The sequence below is a fragment of the Paracoccus sp. R12_2 genome (assembly GCF_017744015.1).
Lineage (GTDB): Bacteria > Pseudomonadota > Alphaproteobacteria > Rhodobacterales > Rhodobacteraceae > Paracoccus.
Genome location: NZ_JAGHRA010000004.1, coordinates 250,092 through 267,920 on the forward strand (window position 1 = coordinate 250,092; position 17,829 = coordinate 267,920).

A 17,829-nucleotide genomic window follows, 5' to 3' on the forward strand; every position below is an offset into this window, starting at 1 on the left:
GCCCGGAGGTTCCGGGCGCGGGCTGAAATGGGAGGACGTGACATGCTAGAGATGAGGGGCATCAGAAAGGCCTTCGGGCCGGTCAAGGTGCTGCACGGCGTCGATCTGGAAGTCCGCGCCGGAGAGGTGCACGCCCTTCTGGGCGAAAACGGTGCCGGAAAATCGACGATGATGAAGATCCTGTGCGGCATCCTGAAGGCCGATGAGGGCACCATCCGCATCGACGGCAGGGAACAGGATTTCGCCCATTACGATGACGCCATCGCCGCGGGGGTCGGGATCGTCTTTCAGGAATTCAGCCTCATCCCCTATCTGACCGCGGTCGAGAACATCTTCCTGGGAAGAGAGAAGACGACCAGCTACGGCCTGCTGAACCGCAGGGCCATGCGAACCCGCGCAAGGGAAGTTCTGGGCAAGCTGGGCGTCGATGTGCCGCTTGACGTGCCGGTGGCCGATCTCAGCGTGGCCGAACAGCAATTCGTCGAGATCGCCAAGGCGCTGTCGCTGGATGCGCGCATTCTTGTGCTGGACGAACCCACCGCGACACTGACGCCCGGCGAGGTCGAACATCTGTTCAAGGTGATGGCCGATCTGCGGCAGCAGGGCGTCGCGATGGTGTTTATTTCGCACCATCTGGACGAGATCTTCGAGATCTGTGACCGGATCACGGTGCTTCGCGATGGCGAATATGTCGGCACGTGCGAGGTCAGCGCGATCGACACCGACCGGCTGGTCGAAATGATGGTCGGACGCAGGATCGAGAACAATTTCCCGCCCAAGCCCGCAGCTTTGCCCGACCGGCGCGTGGTCATTGACGCGAAAAATATCCAGTTGCGGAAGAACGGTCCCGTCAGTTCGTTCCAACTGCATCAGGGCGAAATTCTGGGATTCGCCGGTCTGGTCGGTTCCGGGCGCACAGAAACCGCGCTGTCGATCATGGGCGCCTATCCGGCCGCCGTTGTCGAGGTCGAGATCAACGGCGACCCGAAACGCCCCGCCAACCCGAAAGAGGCGCTGGAACGCGGCATCGGCCTTTTGCCCGAAAGCCGCAAGGATCAGGGGCTGATCACCTCGTTCTCGATCATGCAGAACGTGTCCGTGAACAATTACGGCAAGTATCGGGCAATGAAGTATTTCCTTGACCTGAAGAAAGAGCTGGAAGCGACCAGAAGCGTGATGAAGGACGTGCAGGTCAAGGCTCCGGGTCCGAATGTCGCCGTGGACACGCTGTCGGGCGGCAACCAGCAGAAGGTCGTGATCGCCCGCTGGCTGAACCACAGCACGCCGATCCTGATCTTCGACGAGCCGACACGCGGCATCGACGTCGGCGCCAAGGCCGAGATCTATCAGCTGATGCGCAACCTGACCGAGGACGGATACTCGATCATCATGATCTCGTCCGAACTGCCCGAGGTGATCGGCATGTCGGATCGGGTCTGCGTGTTCCGCAGCGGCGCGATCGTCGCGACCGTTCAGGGCGATGCCATAAATTCCGAAGAAATCATGACCCACGCTACCACGGGGAAAGTCAGATATGTCGCATGAATCTTCACCCGAAGCGCCGCCATCGGCGTGGCAATCCATCCTTGGCGGGCTCAAGCACTCGCCCCTGATCCTGCCGCTGGTCGGCCTGATCGCCGTCTCGACCGTCATGGCATTCGCCAGCGACAATTTCTTCAGCGTGGACAATATCGTCAATGTCCTGCGGCAGCAGTCGATCATCGGCATCCTGGCGATCGGCATGACCTTCGTGATCCTGACCGGCGGGATCGACCTGTCGGTCGGCGCGGTCATGGCGCTGTGCGGTACGCTGGGGGCCGGGGTCATGGTGAACATGGGCATGCCGGGCGTCGCCGGGTTGCTGGCGATGATCGTGGTCGGCGTGCTGTTCGGGGTCTTCAACGGCGTGCTGGTCGCGTGGGGACAGATGCCCGCGATCATCGTGACGCTGGCAACCATGCTGATCGCGCGCGGCTTCGGCCTTGTCTATTCCGGCGGTTACCCGATCAGCGGGGTGCCGGGATGGGTGTCGTGGTTCGGCGTCGGCCGCATCGCCGGGGTGCCGGTGCCGATCATCATCATGGTGCTGCTTTACGCCGCGGCCTGGGTGCTGTTGCAGCGCACCTCGTTCGGGCGCCACGTCTATGCGATCGGCGGAAACGAGACGGCAGCGAACCTGTCGGGCGTGAACACCAAGCGGGTCAAGCTGTTTGTCTTCATGATCTCGGGCTTCACCTCGGCCATGGCGGCCATCGTCTTGACCGGCCGCCTGATGAGTGGCCAGCCCGGCGCAGGTGTCGCGTTCGAACTGGATGCCATCGCGATGGTGGTTCTGGGCGGCGCCGCCATCTCGGGCGGGCGCGGCCTGATCATCGGCACGCTGATCGGAGCGGTGCTGTTGGGGATCATCAACAACGGGCTGAACCTGATGGGTATCAACCCGTATCTGCAGGACGTGATCAAGGGATTCATCATCCTTCTGGCCATCTATATCGGCCGCGAATGGCGCTAGTCGCCGTGGGGGCGGCCCCCTCCCTGCCGCCCCCGAATTTCTTGCAACCGGAGTTCAGCGGATGAGCGATCATTTCATTGGCATCGATGTCGGCACCGGCTCGGCCCGCGCCGGGGTTTTCGACCGGACCGGCAATCTGCTTGCCACCGCCAGGCGCGATGTCGACATGCACCGCGCGGGCGTCATCGCCGAACAATCCGGCGATCAGGTCTGGGACGCGGTCTGCGCCGCGACCCGGCAGGCGGTGTCACAGGCGGGCATCCGGCTGGACAGCGTGCGCGGCATCGGGTTCGACGCGACCTGTTCGCTGGTCGTGCGGGGCGTCGATGGCGCGGCACTGCCGGTGGGCGATCCGGACCATCCCGAACGCGACATCATCGTGTGGATGGATCACCGCGCCGTCGAGCAGGCCGAACGGATCAACGCGCAGGGCCATGACGTGCTGCGGTATGTGGGCGGCCGCATCTCGCCCGAGATGGAGACGCCCAAGCTTTTGTGGCTGAAGGAAAACCGGCCCGACATCTATCATGCTGCGGGGCATTTCTTCGACCTGACCGATTTCCTGACATGGAAGGCGACCGGCAGCCTTGCGCGTTCGACCTGCACGGTGACCTGCAAATGGACCTATCTGGCGCATGAAGGGCGCTGGGACCCTGAATATTTCCACGGTATCGGGCTGGGCGATCTGGCACGGGATGGCTTTGCCCGGATCGGCACCGAGGTCGTCGAACCCGGCACCGCGCTGGGGAAGGGGTTGACCCCGGATGCGGCGCGGCAGATGGCGCTTGTTCCCGGCATCGCGGTCGGTGCGGGCCTGATCGACGCGCATGCGGGCGGGATCGGAACGGTCGGCGCGCAGGGCGGCGGCGGCGATCCGACACGCTGTCTGGGATATGTCTTCGGCACCTCGTCCTGCACCATGACGACCACGACCAAGCCTGCCTTCGTGCCGGGCGTCTGGGGCCCCTATTTCTCGGCCATGGTGCCCGGCGCATGGCTGAACGAGGGCGGCCAGTCGGTCGCCGGCGCTGCCATCGATCATCTTGTGACGATGCATCCCGCCCATGCCGAGGCGAAGGCCCGCGCCAAGGCTGTGGATATGTCGCTGCCGGCATGGCTGGCCGACACCGCGCTTGACCGGGCAGGGGCCGCCTCTGACGCGGTGATGCTGGCCGGGCAGGTTCATGTGGTCCCGGAATTCCTTGGCAACCGTGCGCCCTTCGCCGATCCGCAGGCGCGGGCGGTGATTGCCGGACAGGGCGTCGAAACCGGGCTGGACGGGCTGATCGCGCTGTATGTCGCGGGGATCTGCGGCCTTGGGTGCGGCCTGCGCCAGATCATCGAGACGCAGGCCGCGAACGGTGCGCCCGTGGACAGTATCGCGATCAGCGGCGGCGCGGGCCAGCACCCGCTGATCCGCCAGATCCTTGCGGACGCCACCGGCCTGCCCGTCGAGGCGACGGAATGCGTGGAACCCGTACTTCTGGGATCGGCCATCCTGGGCGCGGTCGCGGCGGGAAGCTTCGACGATATCCACAGCGCGATGCCGGTCATGGCGCGCGTGCAGGATCGCTATGTCCCCGCCCAAGGGCGGGTCAGGCGGCTTCAGGATGCGCGGTTTGACGCGTTCCTGACGCTGCAGCGCACGGCGCGCGAGATCCGCCAGAAGATCGCCGAGGCCATGGCGACATGACATCCGGGCGTCCCACCGCAAATCGGGTCGCGTCCGACCGAACCATCTTGTGAGGCTTGCAATGGAATTCACTGGAAAATCCGTCATCATCACCGGCGCCGGCAAGGGGATCGGGCGCGCCACCGCACGCTTGCTGGCCGAACGTGGCGCGCAGGTCGTGGCCATCAGCCGCACCGGCGCCGATCTGGACAGCCTGTCCGCCGAAACGGGATCCCGCAGCGTCGTTGCGGATCTGTCCGACCCCGCCGCCGCGCGCGGGGCGATGGCCGAGGCCGGAACCTGCGATTTTCTCGTCAACTGCGCCGGCACGAACGTGCTGGAAAGCCTGCTGGACATGACCGACGCCGGCTATGAGACGGTCATGGGAATCAATCTGCGAACGGCGTTGATCTGCGCGCAGGAATTTGCCCGCGCCCGCGTCGCGGCGGGCGGCGGCGGCGCGATTGTCAACGTCACCAGCATCGCAGGGCATCGCGGCTTTGCCGATCATGTCTGCTATGCCGCCTCGAAGGCAGGGCTGGAGGGCGCGACCCGTGTGATGGCCAGGGAACTGGGCCCGCATGGCATCAGGGTCGCAGCCCTGGCACCGACCGTGACAATGACCGAACTTGCCGCCGAAGCATGGAGCGATCCGGAAAAGCGCGATCCGATGATGGCGCGCCACCCGATGGGCCGCTTTGCCGAGGCCGAGGATGTCGCGAAAAGCATCGCCCTGCTGCTGTCACCCGACGCCGCGATGATCACAGGCGCCGTGCTTCCGCTGGACGGCGGCTTTCTGGCCGTCTGATCCCGGAACCGCCTGCAAACCAACCACAGGATGTGCGGGACATGCCCGCCGAACGAAGGAGACATCGCATGACCAAGGAATTCACCGGCAAGACAGCCGTCGTCACCGGCGCCGCGTCGGGCATCGGCCTGTCCGCCACCAAGGCGCTGCTTGGCGCCGGCGCGCGCGTTGTCATGGTCGATCGCAACAGCGAGGCGCTGGCCGAACTGACCGCCAGCTTGGGCGGCAACACCGTTTCGCAGGTCACGGATCTGCTGGATGCCGACAGCTGCAACGCGATGGTCCCCGAGATCCTTGAGAAGACCGGACAGATCGACATCATCGTGTGCAATGCCGGCAGCTATGTCGGCGGCGATCTGGTCGAGACGAACCCGGCAGCCATCGACCGGATGCTGAACCTGAACGTCAACGCGGTGATGAAGAACGTGCACGCCGTGGCGCCCCACATGATCGAACGCGGCACCGGCGATATTCTGGTGACCTGTTCGATTGCCGGACACGCCCCGATCCATGTCGAGCCGGTCTATTCCGCCTCGAAATGGGCGGTGACCTGCTTTGTCCAGACCATGCGCCGGCAATTGATGGGGCACGGGATTCGCGTCGGTCAGGTCTCGCCCGGCCCGGTGATCTCGGCCCTGCTCTCCGATTGGGAGCCCGAGCGGTTGCAGCGCATGAAGGACGCAGGGGCGCTGATCGAACCGCAAGAGGTTTCGGACGCCCTGATGTTCATGCTGACCCGCCCACGCAACGTCACCATCCGCGACATGATCGTGCTGCCCAGCAATTTCGACATCTGACCGAACCGACCGGCGGTGGCACGCGGGGTGGGCAGATCAGTCTGCCCCGCCGTCTGGTTCAGGTTGGCTGCCGGGCAGAACGCATCGGCCCACTTGCACACTCTGCACGAAGCCCTCATCCTGTCGGATGAAGGAGACCGATCATGCCCGTCAAGAACCGCTTTGCCGAACTGCTGCCCGAAATCACCGCTTGGCGGCGCGATTTCCACGAACATCCCGAACTTCTGTATGACGTCCATCGAACCGCCGGCAAGGTTGCCGATCTGCTGCGCGAATTCGGCTGCGACGAGGTGACCGAGGGCGTCGGTCGCACCGGCGTCGTCGGCGTCATCCGCGGCAAGACCGACAGCAAGGGCCGGGTGATCGGCCTGCGCGCCGATATGGATGCGCTGCCGATCAACGAACAGACCGGCGTCGAATACGCCTCGAAGACGCCGGGCAAGATGCATGCCTGCGGTCATGACGGCCATACCGCGATGCTGCTGGGTGCCGCGAAATACCTGGCCGAGACGCGCAATTTCGACGGCACCGCCGTGGTGATCTTCCAGCCCGCCGAAGAAGGCGGCGGCGGCGGCGATGCAATGGTCAAGGATGGCCTGATCGAACGTTGGAAGATCGACGAGGTCTATGGGATGCACAACATGCCCGGCGTGCCGACGGGCACCTTCGCGATCAAGCCCGGCGCGATGATGGCCGCGGCGGACCAGTTCGACATCACCGTGACCGGCAAGGGTGGGCACGCCGCCAAGCCGCATGATTGCATCGACACCACATTGACCGCCGCGCAGATCATCGTCGCTCTGCAATCCATCGTGTCGCGCAATATCGATCCGCTGCAGAACGCGGTCATCTCGGTCTGCGTCGTCTCGACCGATTCCACGGCGCATAACGTGATCCCGCATGTCGTCAAGCTGAAGGGCACCGCCCGCAGCCTTGATCCCGGTGTTCGCGATCAGTTGGAGGAAGGCATCATCCGCGTCGCGACGAATATCGCCGCCGCGATGGGCGCGATCGCCGAGGTGCAGTACGATCGCGGCTACCCGGTGACGATGAACGACGATCAGGCGACCGAATGGGCGGCCGAGGTCGCCCGCCAGATCGCCGGCGACGTGAACATGGACATGCAGCCGATGATGGGCGGCGAGGATTTCAGCTATATGCTGAACGAACGTCAGGGCGCCTATATCTTTGTCGGCAACGGCGACACGGCGATGGTTCATCACCCCGCCTATAATTTCAACGACGACGCGATCCCGGCCGGTTCAAGCTGGTATGCCGGCATGATCGAAAGCCGCTTGCCGGCCGCCTGATCGTTCGGTCGGGCGATCGCGCAATGTCGCATGAACGCCCGGCTGTGTCGGAATCGCGATGGAGGTTCCGCGCCATTCGTCCGAAATGCGAACCAGACCGGGCCGTCCATCACGGGCGGCCCTGAATATGCAACGGAGCCCGACCATGAACAGCTATACCCTGCGCGTTACCTGCGCCTCGACCCGTGGCATCGTCGCGGCGATTTCGGGCTTTCTTGCCGCCAAGGACTGCAACATCACCGACAGCGCACAGTTTGACGACATCGAGACAGGCCGCTTCTTCATGCGCATGAGCTTCCGGTCCGAGGGGGGCGTGAGCCTGCAGCAGTTGCGAACCGATTTCGCGCCCATCGCCGAAAAATTCGGCATGCAGGTCGAGATCGGCGACGATTCGGTGAAGAAGAAGGTGCTGATCATGGTCAGCCGCTTCGGTCACTGTCTGAACGACCTGCTGTATCGCTGGCAGATCGGCGCGCTGCCCATCGACATCGTCGGCGTCATCTCGAACCACCATGAATACCAGAAAGTCGTCGTCAATCACGACATTCCCTTCCACATGATCCGCGTCACCCCCGCGAACAAGCCCGAGGCCGAGGCGCGGCAGATGGAGATCATCGAGGAAACCGGGGCGGAACTGATCGTGCTGGCGCGCTATATGCAGGTTCTGTCGGACCAGATGTGCAAGAAGATGTCGGGCCGGATCATCAATATCCACCATTCCTTCCTGCCGTCCTTCAAGGGCGCGAACCCCTACAAGCAGGCCTATGAAAAGGGCGTCAAGCTGATCGGCGCGACCAGCCATTATGTCACCGCCGATCTGGACGAAGGGCCGATCATCGAACAGGACACGGTGCGCGTCACCCATGCGCAGTCGCCCGGCGACTATGTCAGCCTTGGCCGCGACGTCGAAAGCCAGGTCCTGTCGCGTGCGATCCACGCCCATATCCATGGCCGGGTGTTCCTGAACGGTCCGAAAACCGTAGTTTTCCCGGCCTCGCCCGGCAGCTATGTGTCTGAACGGATGGGTTGATGAACTGCACGCCGCGCGCCAGCGCCGACAAAGGGCTTTGAACGATTGCGCAGGTTCCTCAGGCTGCGATAACGTCGCGGCATGGCGACGGCATCCCCCCGATTCATTCACCTGCGCACCCATTCCGAGCATTCTCTGCTGGAGGGGGCGATTCCTGTCGGCAAGCTGCCCTCGCTTGCCGCCGATGCGGGAATGCCCGCGGTCGCGCTGACCGACACCAATGCGATGTTCGCGGCGCTGGAATTCAGCGTGAAGGCGATGGACAAGGGCGTCCAGCCGATCATCGGCTGCCAGATGACACTGGCCGCCGAGGCGACCGGCCCGGTGGTGCTGCTGGCGCAGAACCAGACGGGTTGGCTGAACCTGATGGCGTTGTCCTCGTGCCTCTATCTGCGAACGGACGGCAGCCTGCCGCATGTCACGCTGGACGAATTATGCCCGCATTCCGAAGGGCTGATCTGTCTGACAGGCGGCGCGACTGGCCCGTTGGGGCTGTTGATCGCGCAGGGGCAGACCGACAAGGCAGTGGCGCTTGCCGACCGGCTGGCCGCAGCGTTTCCGAGCCGGTTATATGTCGAATTGCAGCGTCATCCGGGCGAGAATGGGCAATTGATGGCGGCGGAAGCCGCGTCGGAATCCGGGCTGATCGATCTGGCCTATGGGCACGAATTGCCTCTGGTCGCCACCAATGACGTGTATTTCCCCAAACCCGACCTTTACGAGGCGCATGACGCACTGATCTGCATTGCGGAAAAGGCCTATGTGGATCAGGCACAACCCCGCCGCCGCCTGACCCCGCAGCACTATTTCAAGTCGCCCGAGGAAATGGCGGTGCTGTTCGCCGATCTGCCCGAGGCGCTGGAAAACACCGTCGAGATCGCGCGCCGCTGTGCTTTTGCCGTCAGCAAGCACAAGCCGATCCTGCCCAGATTCGCCGATGACGAGGTCACGGAGCTGCGCCGACAGGCGAAAGAGGGGCTTGCCGCGCGGCTCAAGGTGATCCCGCATGCGGTACCGGTCGAGGAATATCAGAAACGGCTGGAGTTCGAGCTGGGTATCATCGAACAGATGGGCTTTCCCGGCTATTTCCTGATCGTTGCCGACTTCATCCAGTGGGCCAAGGATCACCAGATACCGGTCGGCCCGGGGCGCGGCTCGGGGGCGGGGTCGCTGGTCGCCTATGCGTTGACCATCACCGATCTTGATCCGCTGCGCTACAGCCTGCTGTTCGAACGCTTCCTGAACCCGGAACGGGTGTCGATGCCGGATTTCGACATCGATTTCTGCATGGACCGCCGCGAAGAGGTGATCCGCTATGTCCAGGACAAGTACGGCAAGGAAAAGGTCGGCCAGATCATCACCTTCGGTGCACTGCTGTCCAAGGCCGCCGTGCGCGACGTGGGCCGCGTGTTGCAGCTACCATTCGGGCAGGTGGACCGTCTGTCCAAGATGATCCCGGTCGAGGGCGTGAAGCCTGTCAGCGTCACCAAGGCCCGTGCCGATGAACCCCGCCTGCGCGAGGCCGCGAAGGAAGAGGTCGTGGCCCGCCTGCTGGATTACGCCGAAAAGATCGAGGGGCTGTATCGCAACGCATCGACCCATGCGGCGGGTGTGGTGATCGGCGACCGGCCGCTGGATCAACTGGTGCCGCTGTATCGCGATCCGGGTTCGGACATGCCGGCCACCCAGTTCAACATGAAATGGGTCGAACAGGCTGGGTTGGTAAAATTCGACTTTCTGGGCCTGAAGACGCTGACCGTGATCCAGAACGCCGTCGATCTGATCAATGGGGGCGGGCGGCCTTTGCATGTCGCGGCCGACGGGCGCAGGCTGTACGATCCGCCCGAGGGTGCCGAGAACCAGATCAACGCGATTCCTCTGGATGACAAGGCCAGCTACGATCTGTTCGCCAGCGCCCGGACCGTCGCGGTGTTCCAGGTCGAAAGTTCTGGCATGATGGACGCGCTGCGGCGGATGCGTCCCACCTGCATCGAGGACATCGTGGCGCTGGTGGCGCTGTATCGCCCCGGCCCGATGGAGAACATCCCGACCTATTGCGAGGTCAAGAACGGCGTCCGTGATCTGGAATCGATCCATCCCAGCATCGATCATATTCTGGCCGAAACGCAGGGCATCATCGTCTATCAGGAACAGGTGATGCAGATCGCACAGGTCATGGCAGGTTACAGCCTTGGCGGCGCCGACCTTCTGCGCCGCGCGATGGGCAAGAAGATCGCTGCCGAAATGGCGAAGGAGCGCCCGAAATTCATCAAGGGCAGCGTCGAGAACGGCGTATCGGAAAAGAAGGCGGGCGAGGTCTTCGACCTGCTGGAGAAGTTCGCCAATTACGGCTTCAACAAATCGCACGCGGCGGCCTATGCCGTGGTCAGCTATCAGACCGCGTGGCTCAAGGCGAACCACCCGGTCGAATTCATGGCCGCGGTGATGAACTGCGATATTCACCTGACCGACAAGCTGGCGATCTACAAACGCGAATGCGACCGGATGGGCATCGAGATCGTGCCGCCTTGCGTGAACCGGTCCGCCCCGAGATTTACCGTCAGGGACGGGCGTATTCACTATGCGCTGGGTGCCCTGAAGGGTGTCGGCATCGACGCGATGCGGCTGATCGAAGAAGCGCGGGGCGACACGGTGTTCCGCGACATTTATGATTTCGCACGGCGTGTGGACATGAAGCGCGTGGGCAAACGGCCCTTGGAAATGCTTGCGCGGGCAGGGGCCTTCGACGCGCTGGATGACAATCGGGCACGGGTGCTGAAGTCGCTTGATGCGCTGGTGGCGTGGTCGGCGGCGGTTCAGGAACAGGCGGCATCCAGCCAGTCTTCGCTGTTCGGCGGTGGAGAGGATCTGCCGCCGCCGCGCGCGGCCCTTGCGCAGGTCTGGCTGCCTGCCGAGAAACTGGGCGAGGAACACCGGGCTGTCGGCTTCTACCTGTCCGGGCATCCGCTGGACGACTACCTGCCGGCGCTGAAACGCAAGAAGGTCCAGACGCTGGCCGAGATCAGCGCCGAGGCCGCCGGCGGGCCGCTGGTCACCTCGATCGCGGGAACCGTCGCCGCGCGGATGGAACGCAAATCCGCCAAGGGCACGCAGTACGCCTTTGTCAGCCTGTCCGATCCGACCGGGTTGTATGAAGTCACCGTCTTCTCGGACCTTTTGACCGCATCCCGCGACCGGCTGGAACCGGGCGAAAACGTGGTGCTGCAGGTCAAGGTCGAACCCTCGGGCGACCAGGTCAAGATGCTGGCGAATTCGGTTGCACGGCTTGAGGATGCGGTGGCCGATGCCGGGGCAGGCTCGCTTGCGGTCGAGATGCAGGGGGCCGATACCATCCCGCGCCTTGCCGAAGTGCTGGGCCGGATTCAGGCCGAGTTCAGCGTTTCCGCGCGCAGCCGTGGCCCCGTCCTGCTGCGACTGCGCGAGGGTGACGAACTGATCGAGATCGAAGTCGCGAACGATGCCCCGCTGACCACCCCGGCGCGGCAGGCGCTGCGTGCCGTGCCGGGCGTTCTGGACGTCATCGAGGAATAACAGGGCGCGGGCAACCGGGTGGGATTGGCGAAATCGCGGCCTCTGAGGTCACTCGCGATGGTCGCGGGCAGCCTTGTCCACTTCGGGAACCGCATCCATCAGGCTGCGATCCGCGGATTGCCCGAATGTCGCCCAGTTCCGATCCTCGCCCGGGTCGGGCAATTCCTCGGGCCGCCATGTCAGGTGCATGTTGGTCTTGGCGATCATCAGTCCGGTGACGGGTGCCGTCAGGAACAGGAACAGGGTGATCAGCAACTCGTGCCAGCTTGAATGGTCGCTGAAAAAGAAGAACCAGCACAGGGATGCCATCAGAACACCGCCGACACCCAATGTGGCGGCCTTGGTCGGTGCGTGCAGCCGGGTCATCTGGTCAGGCAGTTTCACAAGCCCGAAAGAACCGACAAGACCGAAGATGCCGCCCAGCACCAGAAGGGCCGTGATCAGGATTTCCGCAAGATATTCCATGTCCAGTCCTTTCTATTCGATCACGTCGCCGCGCAGCAGGAACTTCGCGTAGGCGACAGTCGAGACAAAGCCGACCATCGCGAACAGCAGCATGATCTCGAAATACATGGCGGTGTCATGCAGGATGCCGAACAATGCGATCAACGCGATCATGTTGATCGACATCGTGTCCAGCGCAAGAACCCGGTCGCCGACACCGGGCGCGATCACCACCCGGTAAAGACAGAACAACTGGCCGATCCCGAAACAGGCGAAGGCAAAGTATAGCGCGTATCCGATCATTCGAAGATCTCCTGCAGCCGGGCCTCGTAGCGGTTCTTGATGTCAAGGATGACGGCTTCCGGCTCGGGCGCGTGCAGGCAATGCACCAGCAGCGCATGACCGTCCTGTGACAGGTCGGAACTGACCGTGCCGGGTGTCAGTGTGATGGTCGCTGCCAGCACCGTGATCGCCTCGGGCGAGCGCAGATCAAGCGGAATGGTGATCCATGCGGGCTGCAGCCGGCTGTTCGGCTTGAACAGCACGATCATCGCGACCTGCACATTCGCCACCACGATATCCCGAAGCACCAGAAACACATAGGCGATGATCTTGCCGGGATGGCGCAGCCGCGCGCGGTCGGGCCAGTAGGGTTCGGTCAGCGCCGGGATCGCGATGCTGAGCATGATCGCGAAGACCAGCGAACCCCAGGCAAAGCGATTGACAAGCAGCATCCACACCAGCACCAGCAGTGCCGACAGGTAGGGATGGGGAAACAGACGGCGGATCATCGCGAACCCTCCTGCTGGCGCAGAACCGACTCATAGTAAAGCTGCGGATTGGTCAGCTGATCGGCGGTGTCCTGAAGATATCGCGTCAACGGCCCCGCAAACAGCGCCAGCGCCACGGCACCTGCCAGCAGCATCCCCGTCGCCGTGAAGGAAAGCCATGGCGCGGCGGAATCATCCACGTCCTGAATCGGCTCGTCCGTTTCCAGCTTGGTCGGGATCGGTCCGGGTTGCGGCCGCTGCCCTTCGTCCGTGTCGTTGCCGGGTTCGGGGTCCATTTCGTGCGATTTCCAGAACAGGATCGATCCGGCCCGACCGAAGCCCACAAGCGCGATCAGCGAGGTGATCAGGATCGTCGCCCAGATCGCGGCCATCCACGGATCGTCTCGCGTCGCATCAAGGATCATCAGCTTGCCCAAGAACCCCGACAGCGGCGGCAGTCCGACAACGGCGATGCCGGCGACGAAGAAAAGTGCCGACACCAGCCCGGTATTGCGGATCGCAGGACGAAGCCGCAGCCAGAAATCGCCGCCGCGTCGCGCCGCGATCAGGTCCACGACCAGAAACAGCGCCGCGCCTGCCAGTGTCGAATGGATCATGTAGTAAAGGCCCGCGGTCAGCCCCTGCGCGTCGAACCGCGCGACCGAGATCATCAGCGTCCCGATCGAGGCGATGGCCGCGAACGCCGCCAGACGCGCCAGGCTTCGGGTGCCAAGCACCCCGATCTGTCCCAGCGTCAGCGTGATCAGTGCGGCAGGCAGGATCAGGTCGGTCGCGATGGTCTCGATCACCGAATCCTGCGGGAAGACCAGCGTGAAGAAGCGGATGATCGCATAAACGCCGACCTTCGACATGATGGCGAACAACGCCGCGACCGGGCCGGGCGCGTTGGCATAGGTCGAAGGCAGCCAGAAATGCAGCGGCACGATCGCGGCCTTGATCGCGAAGACCAGCAGCAGCAGCACGGCGCCGGTTCGCAGCAGCGCGGTATCTTCGGTCGGCATCTGGGCTACGCGTTCGGCCATGTCCGCCATGTTCAGCGTGCCGGTGACGGCATACAGCGTCCCCAGCGCGGCAAGAAACAGCGCCGATCCGGCAAGGTTGTAGCTGATATACTGAACGCCCGCGCGCAGCCGCATCGGGCCGCCGCCATGGATCATCAGACCGTAGCTGGCGATCAGCAGCACCTCGAAGAACACGAACAGGTTGAAGGCGTCGCCGGTCAGGAAGGCGCCGTTCAGCCCCATCAGCTGAAACAGCCAAAGTGAATGGAAATGCCAGCCCTTGCGATCCCAGCCCGAGCCGATCCCGTAAAGCTGCACGATGACGGCCAGGCCCGATGTCAGCAGCAGCATCAGCGCGGAAAGGCGATCCAGCATCAGGACGATGCCGAAGGGGGCGGACCAGTTGCCAAGGCGATAGACATACACATCGCCACCCGCCGCCATCGCACTTAGCTTGACGGCCACGGCCAGGGTCAGCAGGCTGCCTATGACGCCGAAGACGCGCTGTTGCAGCAGGTCGTGGCGCATCCACAGGATCATCAGCGGCCCGAGGATGGCGGGAATAAGGACCGGGGCGATCAGCAGATGGTTCATGCGGTCTCGTCCTCGGTCTGCTTGGGGTCGTCGATGGTCTTCAGCGGTGGCATGATGCGGTCGTTTTCCGGCATGTTGATGTGGTCATCCCCGCCTTCGATGAATGCGCCCAATGCCATCATCACCACCACCGCCGTCATCCCGAACGAGATCACGATGGCGGTCAGCACCAGTGCCTGCGGCAGCGGATCGGTATAGTCGGCGACGTTGACCTCGCCATGGCCGTGCAGGATCGGCGGCATGTTCACGACCAACCGCCCAGTCGTGAACAGGAAGGCGTTGATCGCATAGGTCAGCATGGTCATGCCCAGCACGACGGCGAAAGTGCGCAGGCGCAGGATCAGGTAGATACCGGCTGCCGTGGTCGCGCCGATGGCCGAGGCGACAAGAAATTCCATCAGTTCGCCTCCTTCGGCTGCTCGTCGCTCAGATCGATGTCCATCGGTTTCTTGTTCACGGTCTCGCCCGTCTTGCGCGCGATCCGCGACAGAGAGTTCAGCGCCAGCATCACCGCGCCGACGACGCACAGGAACACGCCAAGGTCAAAGCCCATCGCGGTTGCAAGTTCGAATTCCTCAAGGAAGGGAAGCTTGAAATAGCCGTAGGCCGAGGTCAGGAACGGCCGGCCGTTGAACCACGCGCCGATGCCGGTGACACCGGCAGCCACGACACCCGCCCCGATCAATGCGTGATAGGGCAGTCCCTGACGGTCCTGCGCCCAAGCATAGCCCGAGGCCATGTACTGCACCAGCAGCGCGATTGCGACGACAAGACCCGCGATGAAACCGCCGCCGGGCTGGTTGTGACCGCGCAGGAAGATATAGATCCCCACCACCAGCGAGATCGGCAGGATCACCCGTGTCGCGATGACAAGCATCAGCGGATGGCGGTCGCCCGCGCGGCGCTGGTCATGGACCCAGTTCGTCAGCCGCTTGGCCGAACGGCCCTGCAGCAGGGTCTGGGTCAGCGCAAAGATCGCCAGCGCGGCGATGCCAAGCACCGTGATCTCGCCGAACGTATCATAGCCGCGAAAGTCCACCAGGATCACGTTCACGACGTTGTCGCCGCCGCCCAGCTTGTAGCTGTTTTCCAGCATGTAGCTGGAAATGCTGGGAAACGCGAAGTCGCGCCGCAGCATGGCATAGGTCAGCGCGCCGAAACCCAGACCCGCCAGCGTCGCGATGAAGGCATCCCAGCCCCGATGGACGGAAGATGTTTCGGTCGCCGTCCGTTTGGGCAGGAAATTCAGCGCCAGCAGAAGCAGGATCACCGTGACCACCTCGACCGAGATCTGCGTCAGCGCAAGGTCGGGGGCCGAGAAATAGGCAAAGAAGATCGACGTGATCAGTCCGACGATGCCCACCAGAACAAGCGCCAGAACGCGGATGCGATGGAAGAAGACCATGCAGCCCGTCGCGACGATGGCCATCAGCCAACCGACGAACGGCACCGGCTCGACCGGCAGCATCGGTCGCGTGACCGGGCCTGCCTCGCCGGTCAGCCATGCGACTCCGGCAGCCCCCAGAACGGTCAGCGTGAAGAAGGCCAGTGCGCGCGGCATCGAGCCGTTCGTCAGCCCGTCGGTGATCGCACGACCGACAAACACGCAGCGCAGCACGAACCAGTCGAAGATCGCCTTCGCCTCGGGGCGCGGCGCGGCGTCCCATGCGGCCAGCAGCGGGCGATGCAGACCCAGCAGGAACGCACCGCCGGCAATCGCGATCAGCGACATGATCAGGGCGGCGTTCACGCCGTGCCACAACGAGATATGGGCATGCGCAGCTTCGCCGGTCACGGCACTGGCCGAGGCATCGACCAGCCAGCCGGCCATGGTATTGGGGAACAGCCCGATCAGGACGACCAGCACCACCAGCAGCGCCGGTCCCGCCCACATCCCGAAACCCGGATCATGCGGGTGGTGGGGATAGTCTTCGCGTTCGTTGCCCAGAAACACCTGCACGATGAAGCGCAGCGAATAACAGACCGAGAACAGCGCCGCGATCGTGGCGACGACCATGAAGACCTGTCGCGCCATCTCCAGATGGCTGGCCTCGTAAAGCATCATCTCTTTCGACAGGAAGCCGTTCAGGGGCGGTATGCCGGCCATCGACAGGGCGGCGACGGTGCCGATCAGGAATGTCACCGGCATCAGCTTTCGAAGCCCGCCCAGACGCGCGATCGACCTTGTGCCGGACTCATGGTCGATGATCCCGGCGGTCATGAACAGCGCGGCCTTGAAGGTCGCGTGGTTGATGATGTGAAACACGGCCGCGATCGCCGCATCCTTGGTGCCAAAGCCCAGAAGCATGGTGATCAGGCCAAGGTGACTGACCGTCGAGAACGCCAGCAGCGCCTTGAGATCGTCCTTGAACACCGCGATCAGCGCGCCAAGCGTCATCGTGATCAGACCGATGATCGACACGATCCAGAACCATTCCGCCGTGCCTGACAGCACCGGCCACAGTCGCGCCATCAGGAACAGCCCCGCCTTCACCATGGTGGCGCTGTGCAGATAGGCGCTGACCGGCGTGGGGGCCGCCATCGCGTGCGGCAGCCAGAAATGGAACGGGAACTGCGCGGATTTCGTGAAGGCCCCGATCAGGATCAGGATCAGTGCCGTGGTATAGTGCGGGCTGGCCTGGATCGCCTCTTTGGCATTCAGGATGTCGCTGATGTCATAGCTGCCCGCGATCTGCCCAAGGATCAGCATGCCCGCGATCATCGCCAGACCGCCCATCCCCGTGACGGTCAGCGCCATCCGCGCGCCCTGACGGCCTGCGGGCAGATGCCGCCAATAGCCGATCAGCAGGAATGACGACAGCGATGTAAGTTCCCAGAAAACCAGCAGAAGCAGGATGTTGTCGGACAGGACTATGCCGACCATCGCACCCTGGAACAGCATCAGATAGGTGTAGAACTTGCCGATCGAGTCATGCCGCGACAGGTAGAACCGTGCATAGGTGATGATCAGTAGGCCGATCCCGAGGATCAGGATCCCGAACAGCAGGGACAGCCCGTCGATCCGGAAATTCGCGTTCAACTGGATCAGCGGCAACCATTCGAACCGGGCGGTGATGACCTCGCCGCGCATGATCGCGGGCACATGCAGCAGCAGGCCCAGAAGTGCGACGAATGTGGTTGTTCCGCAGGCCGTGGCGGCGACGCTGCGTCCCGAACGGATCAGCAGTCCCGGCAACAGCGCGCCGATGAAGGGCAACATGGCGATGAGGGCTGGCGACATGGGTCCTCGATCCTGTTCACGATTTTTTTGTTCGTTGTTTCCCTTTGTGTTTCCAATCGGGCAGGGGGAGTCAAGCA

General features: G+C 63.5%; 14 protein-coding genes. 8 read left to right on the top strand and 6 right to left on the bottom strand.

The window, feature by feature from the left end; translation table 11 throughout:
* Positions 1-42 precede the first annotated feature (42 nt).
* The 8 genes from J7359_RS07325 to dnaE all read left to right on the top strand — a co-directional run bounded on the left by J7359_RS07325 (position 43) and on the right by dnaE (position 11,681).
* The gene (locus J7359_RS07325) at positions 43-1,545 is read left to right on the top strand and encodes a sugar ABC transporter ATP-binding protein (protein ID WP_209055967.1); all 1,503 of its coding nucleotides are present in this window, start codon (positions 43-45) and stop codon (positions 1,543-1,545) included.
* Positions 1,535-2,512 (top strand): ribose ABC transporter permease, encoded by a 978-nt coding sequence (locus tag J7359_RS07330; protein WP_209055968.1) that lies wholly within the window; start codon positions 1,535-1,537, stop codon positions 2,510-2,512. The genes J7359_RS07325 and J7359_RS07330 overlap by 11 nt, the downstream gene beginning before the upstream one ends.
* A gap of 61 nt (positions 2,513-2,573) precedes the next feature.
* Entirely contained in the window at positions 2,574-4,205 is a 1,632-nt protein-coding gene (locus tag J7359_RS07335) for an FGGY-family carbohydrate kinase (RefSeq protein ID WP_209055969.1), read from the top strand.
* Positions 4,206-4,266: 61 nt separating this feature from the next.
* On the top strand, positions 4,267-4,992 hold the full coding sequence (locus tag J7359_RS07340) for an SDR family oxidoreductase (RefSeq protein WP_209055970.1): 726 nt from the start codon (positions 4,267-4,269) through the stop codon (positions 4,990-4,992).
* A 68-nt stretch (positions 4,993-5,060) separates the two neighbouring features.
* Positions 5,061-5,789 carry an SDR family oxidoreductase gene (locus tag J7359_RS07345; protein WP_209055971.1) on the top strand — a complete coding sequence of 243 codons (729 nt, stop codon included), beginning with the start codon at positions 5,061-5,063 and terminating at the stop codon, positions 5,787-5,789.
* Positions 5,790-5,932: 143 nt separating this feature from the next.
* Positions 5,933-7,099 carry a M20 aminoacylase family protein gene (locus J7359_RS07350; protein ID WP_209055972.1) on the top strand — a complete coding sequence of 389 codons (1,167 nt, stop codon included), beginning with the start codon at positions 5,933-5,935 and terminating at the stop codon, positions 7,097-7,099.
* Between the two features lie 145 nt (positions 7,100-7,244).
* Positions 7,245-8,129, top strand: a complete 885-nt coding sequence (gene purU, locus J7359_RS07355; protein ID WP_209055973.1) for a formyltetrahydrofolate deformylase — start codon at positions 7,245-7,247, stop codon at positions 8,127-8,129.
* Between the two features lie 81 nt (positions 8,130-8,210).
* Positions 8,211-11,681: a DNA polymerase III subunit alpha gene (gene dnaE, locus J7359_RS07360; protein ID WP_209055974.1), complete on the top strand. Its 3,471-nt coding sequence runs from the start codon at positions 8,211-8,213 to the stop codon at positions 11,679-11,681.
* Positions 11,682-11,729: 48 nt separating this feature from the next.
* On the opposite strand, the gene J7359_RS07365 is transcribed toward dnaE, so the two are convergent.
* The 6 genes from J7359_RS07365 to J7359_RS07390 are packed head-to-tail and all read right to left on the bottom strand — an operon-like array spanning position 11,730 to position 17,752.
* On the bottom strand, positions 11,730-12,146 hold the full coding sequence (locus tag J7359_RS07365; RefSeq protein WP_209055975.1) for a Na+/H+ antiporter subunit G: 417 nt from the start codon (positions 12,144-12,146) through the stop codon (positions 11,730-11,732).
* Between the two features lie 12 nt (positions 12,147-12,158).
* The gene (locus tag J7359_RS07370) at positions 12,159-12,428 is read right to left on the bottom strand and encodes a K+/H+ antiporter subunit F (RefSeq protein ID WP_209055976.1); all 270 of its coding nucleotides are present in this window, start codon (positions 12,426-12,428) and stop codon (positions 12,159-12,161) included.
* On the bottom strand, positions 12,425-12,916 hold the full coding sequence (locus tag J7359_RS07375; protein WP_209055977.1) for a Na+/H+ antiporter subunit E: 492 nt from the start codon (positions 12,914-12,916) through the stop codon (positions 12,425-12,427). The genes J7359_RS07370 and J7359_RS07375 overlap by 4 nt, the downstream gene beginning before the upstream one ends.
* The gene (locus J7359_RS07380) at positions 12,913-14,511 is read right to left on the bottom strand and encodes a monovalent cation/H+ antiporter subunit D (RefSeq protein ID WP_209055978.1); all 1,599 of its coding nucleotides are present in this window, start codon (positions 14,509-14,511) and stop codon (positions 12,913-12,915) included. Before J7359_RS07380 ends, J7359_RS07375 begins: the two co-directional genes overlap by 4 nt.
* Positions 14,508-14,909 (bottom strand): Na+/H+ antiporter subunit C, encoded by a 402-nt coding sequence (locus J7359_RS07385; RefSeq protein WP_209055979.1) that lies wholly within the window; start codon positions 14,907-14,909, stop codon positions 14,508-14,510. The genes J7359_RS07380 and J7359_RS07385 overlap by 4 nt, the downstream gene beginning before the upstream one ends.
* Positions 14,909-17,752, bottom strand: coding sequence for a monovalent cation/H+ antiporter subunit A (locus tag J7359_RS07390; protein WP_209055980.1), 2,844 nt, complete (start codon positions 17,750-17,752; stop codon positions 14,909-14,911). Before J7359_RS07390 ends, J7359_RS07385 begins: the two co-directional genes overlap by 1 nt.
* Positions 17,753-17,829 lie beyond the last annotated feature (77 nt).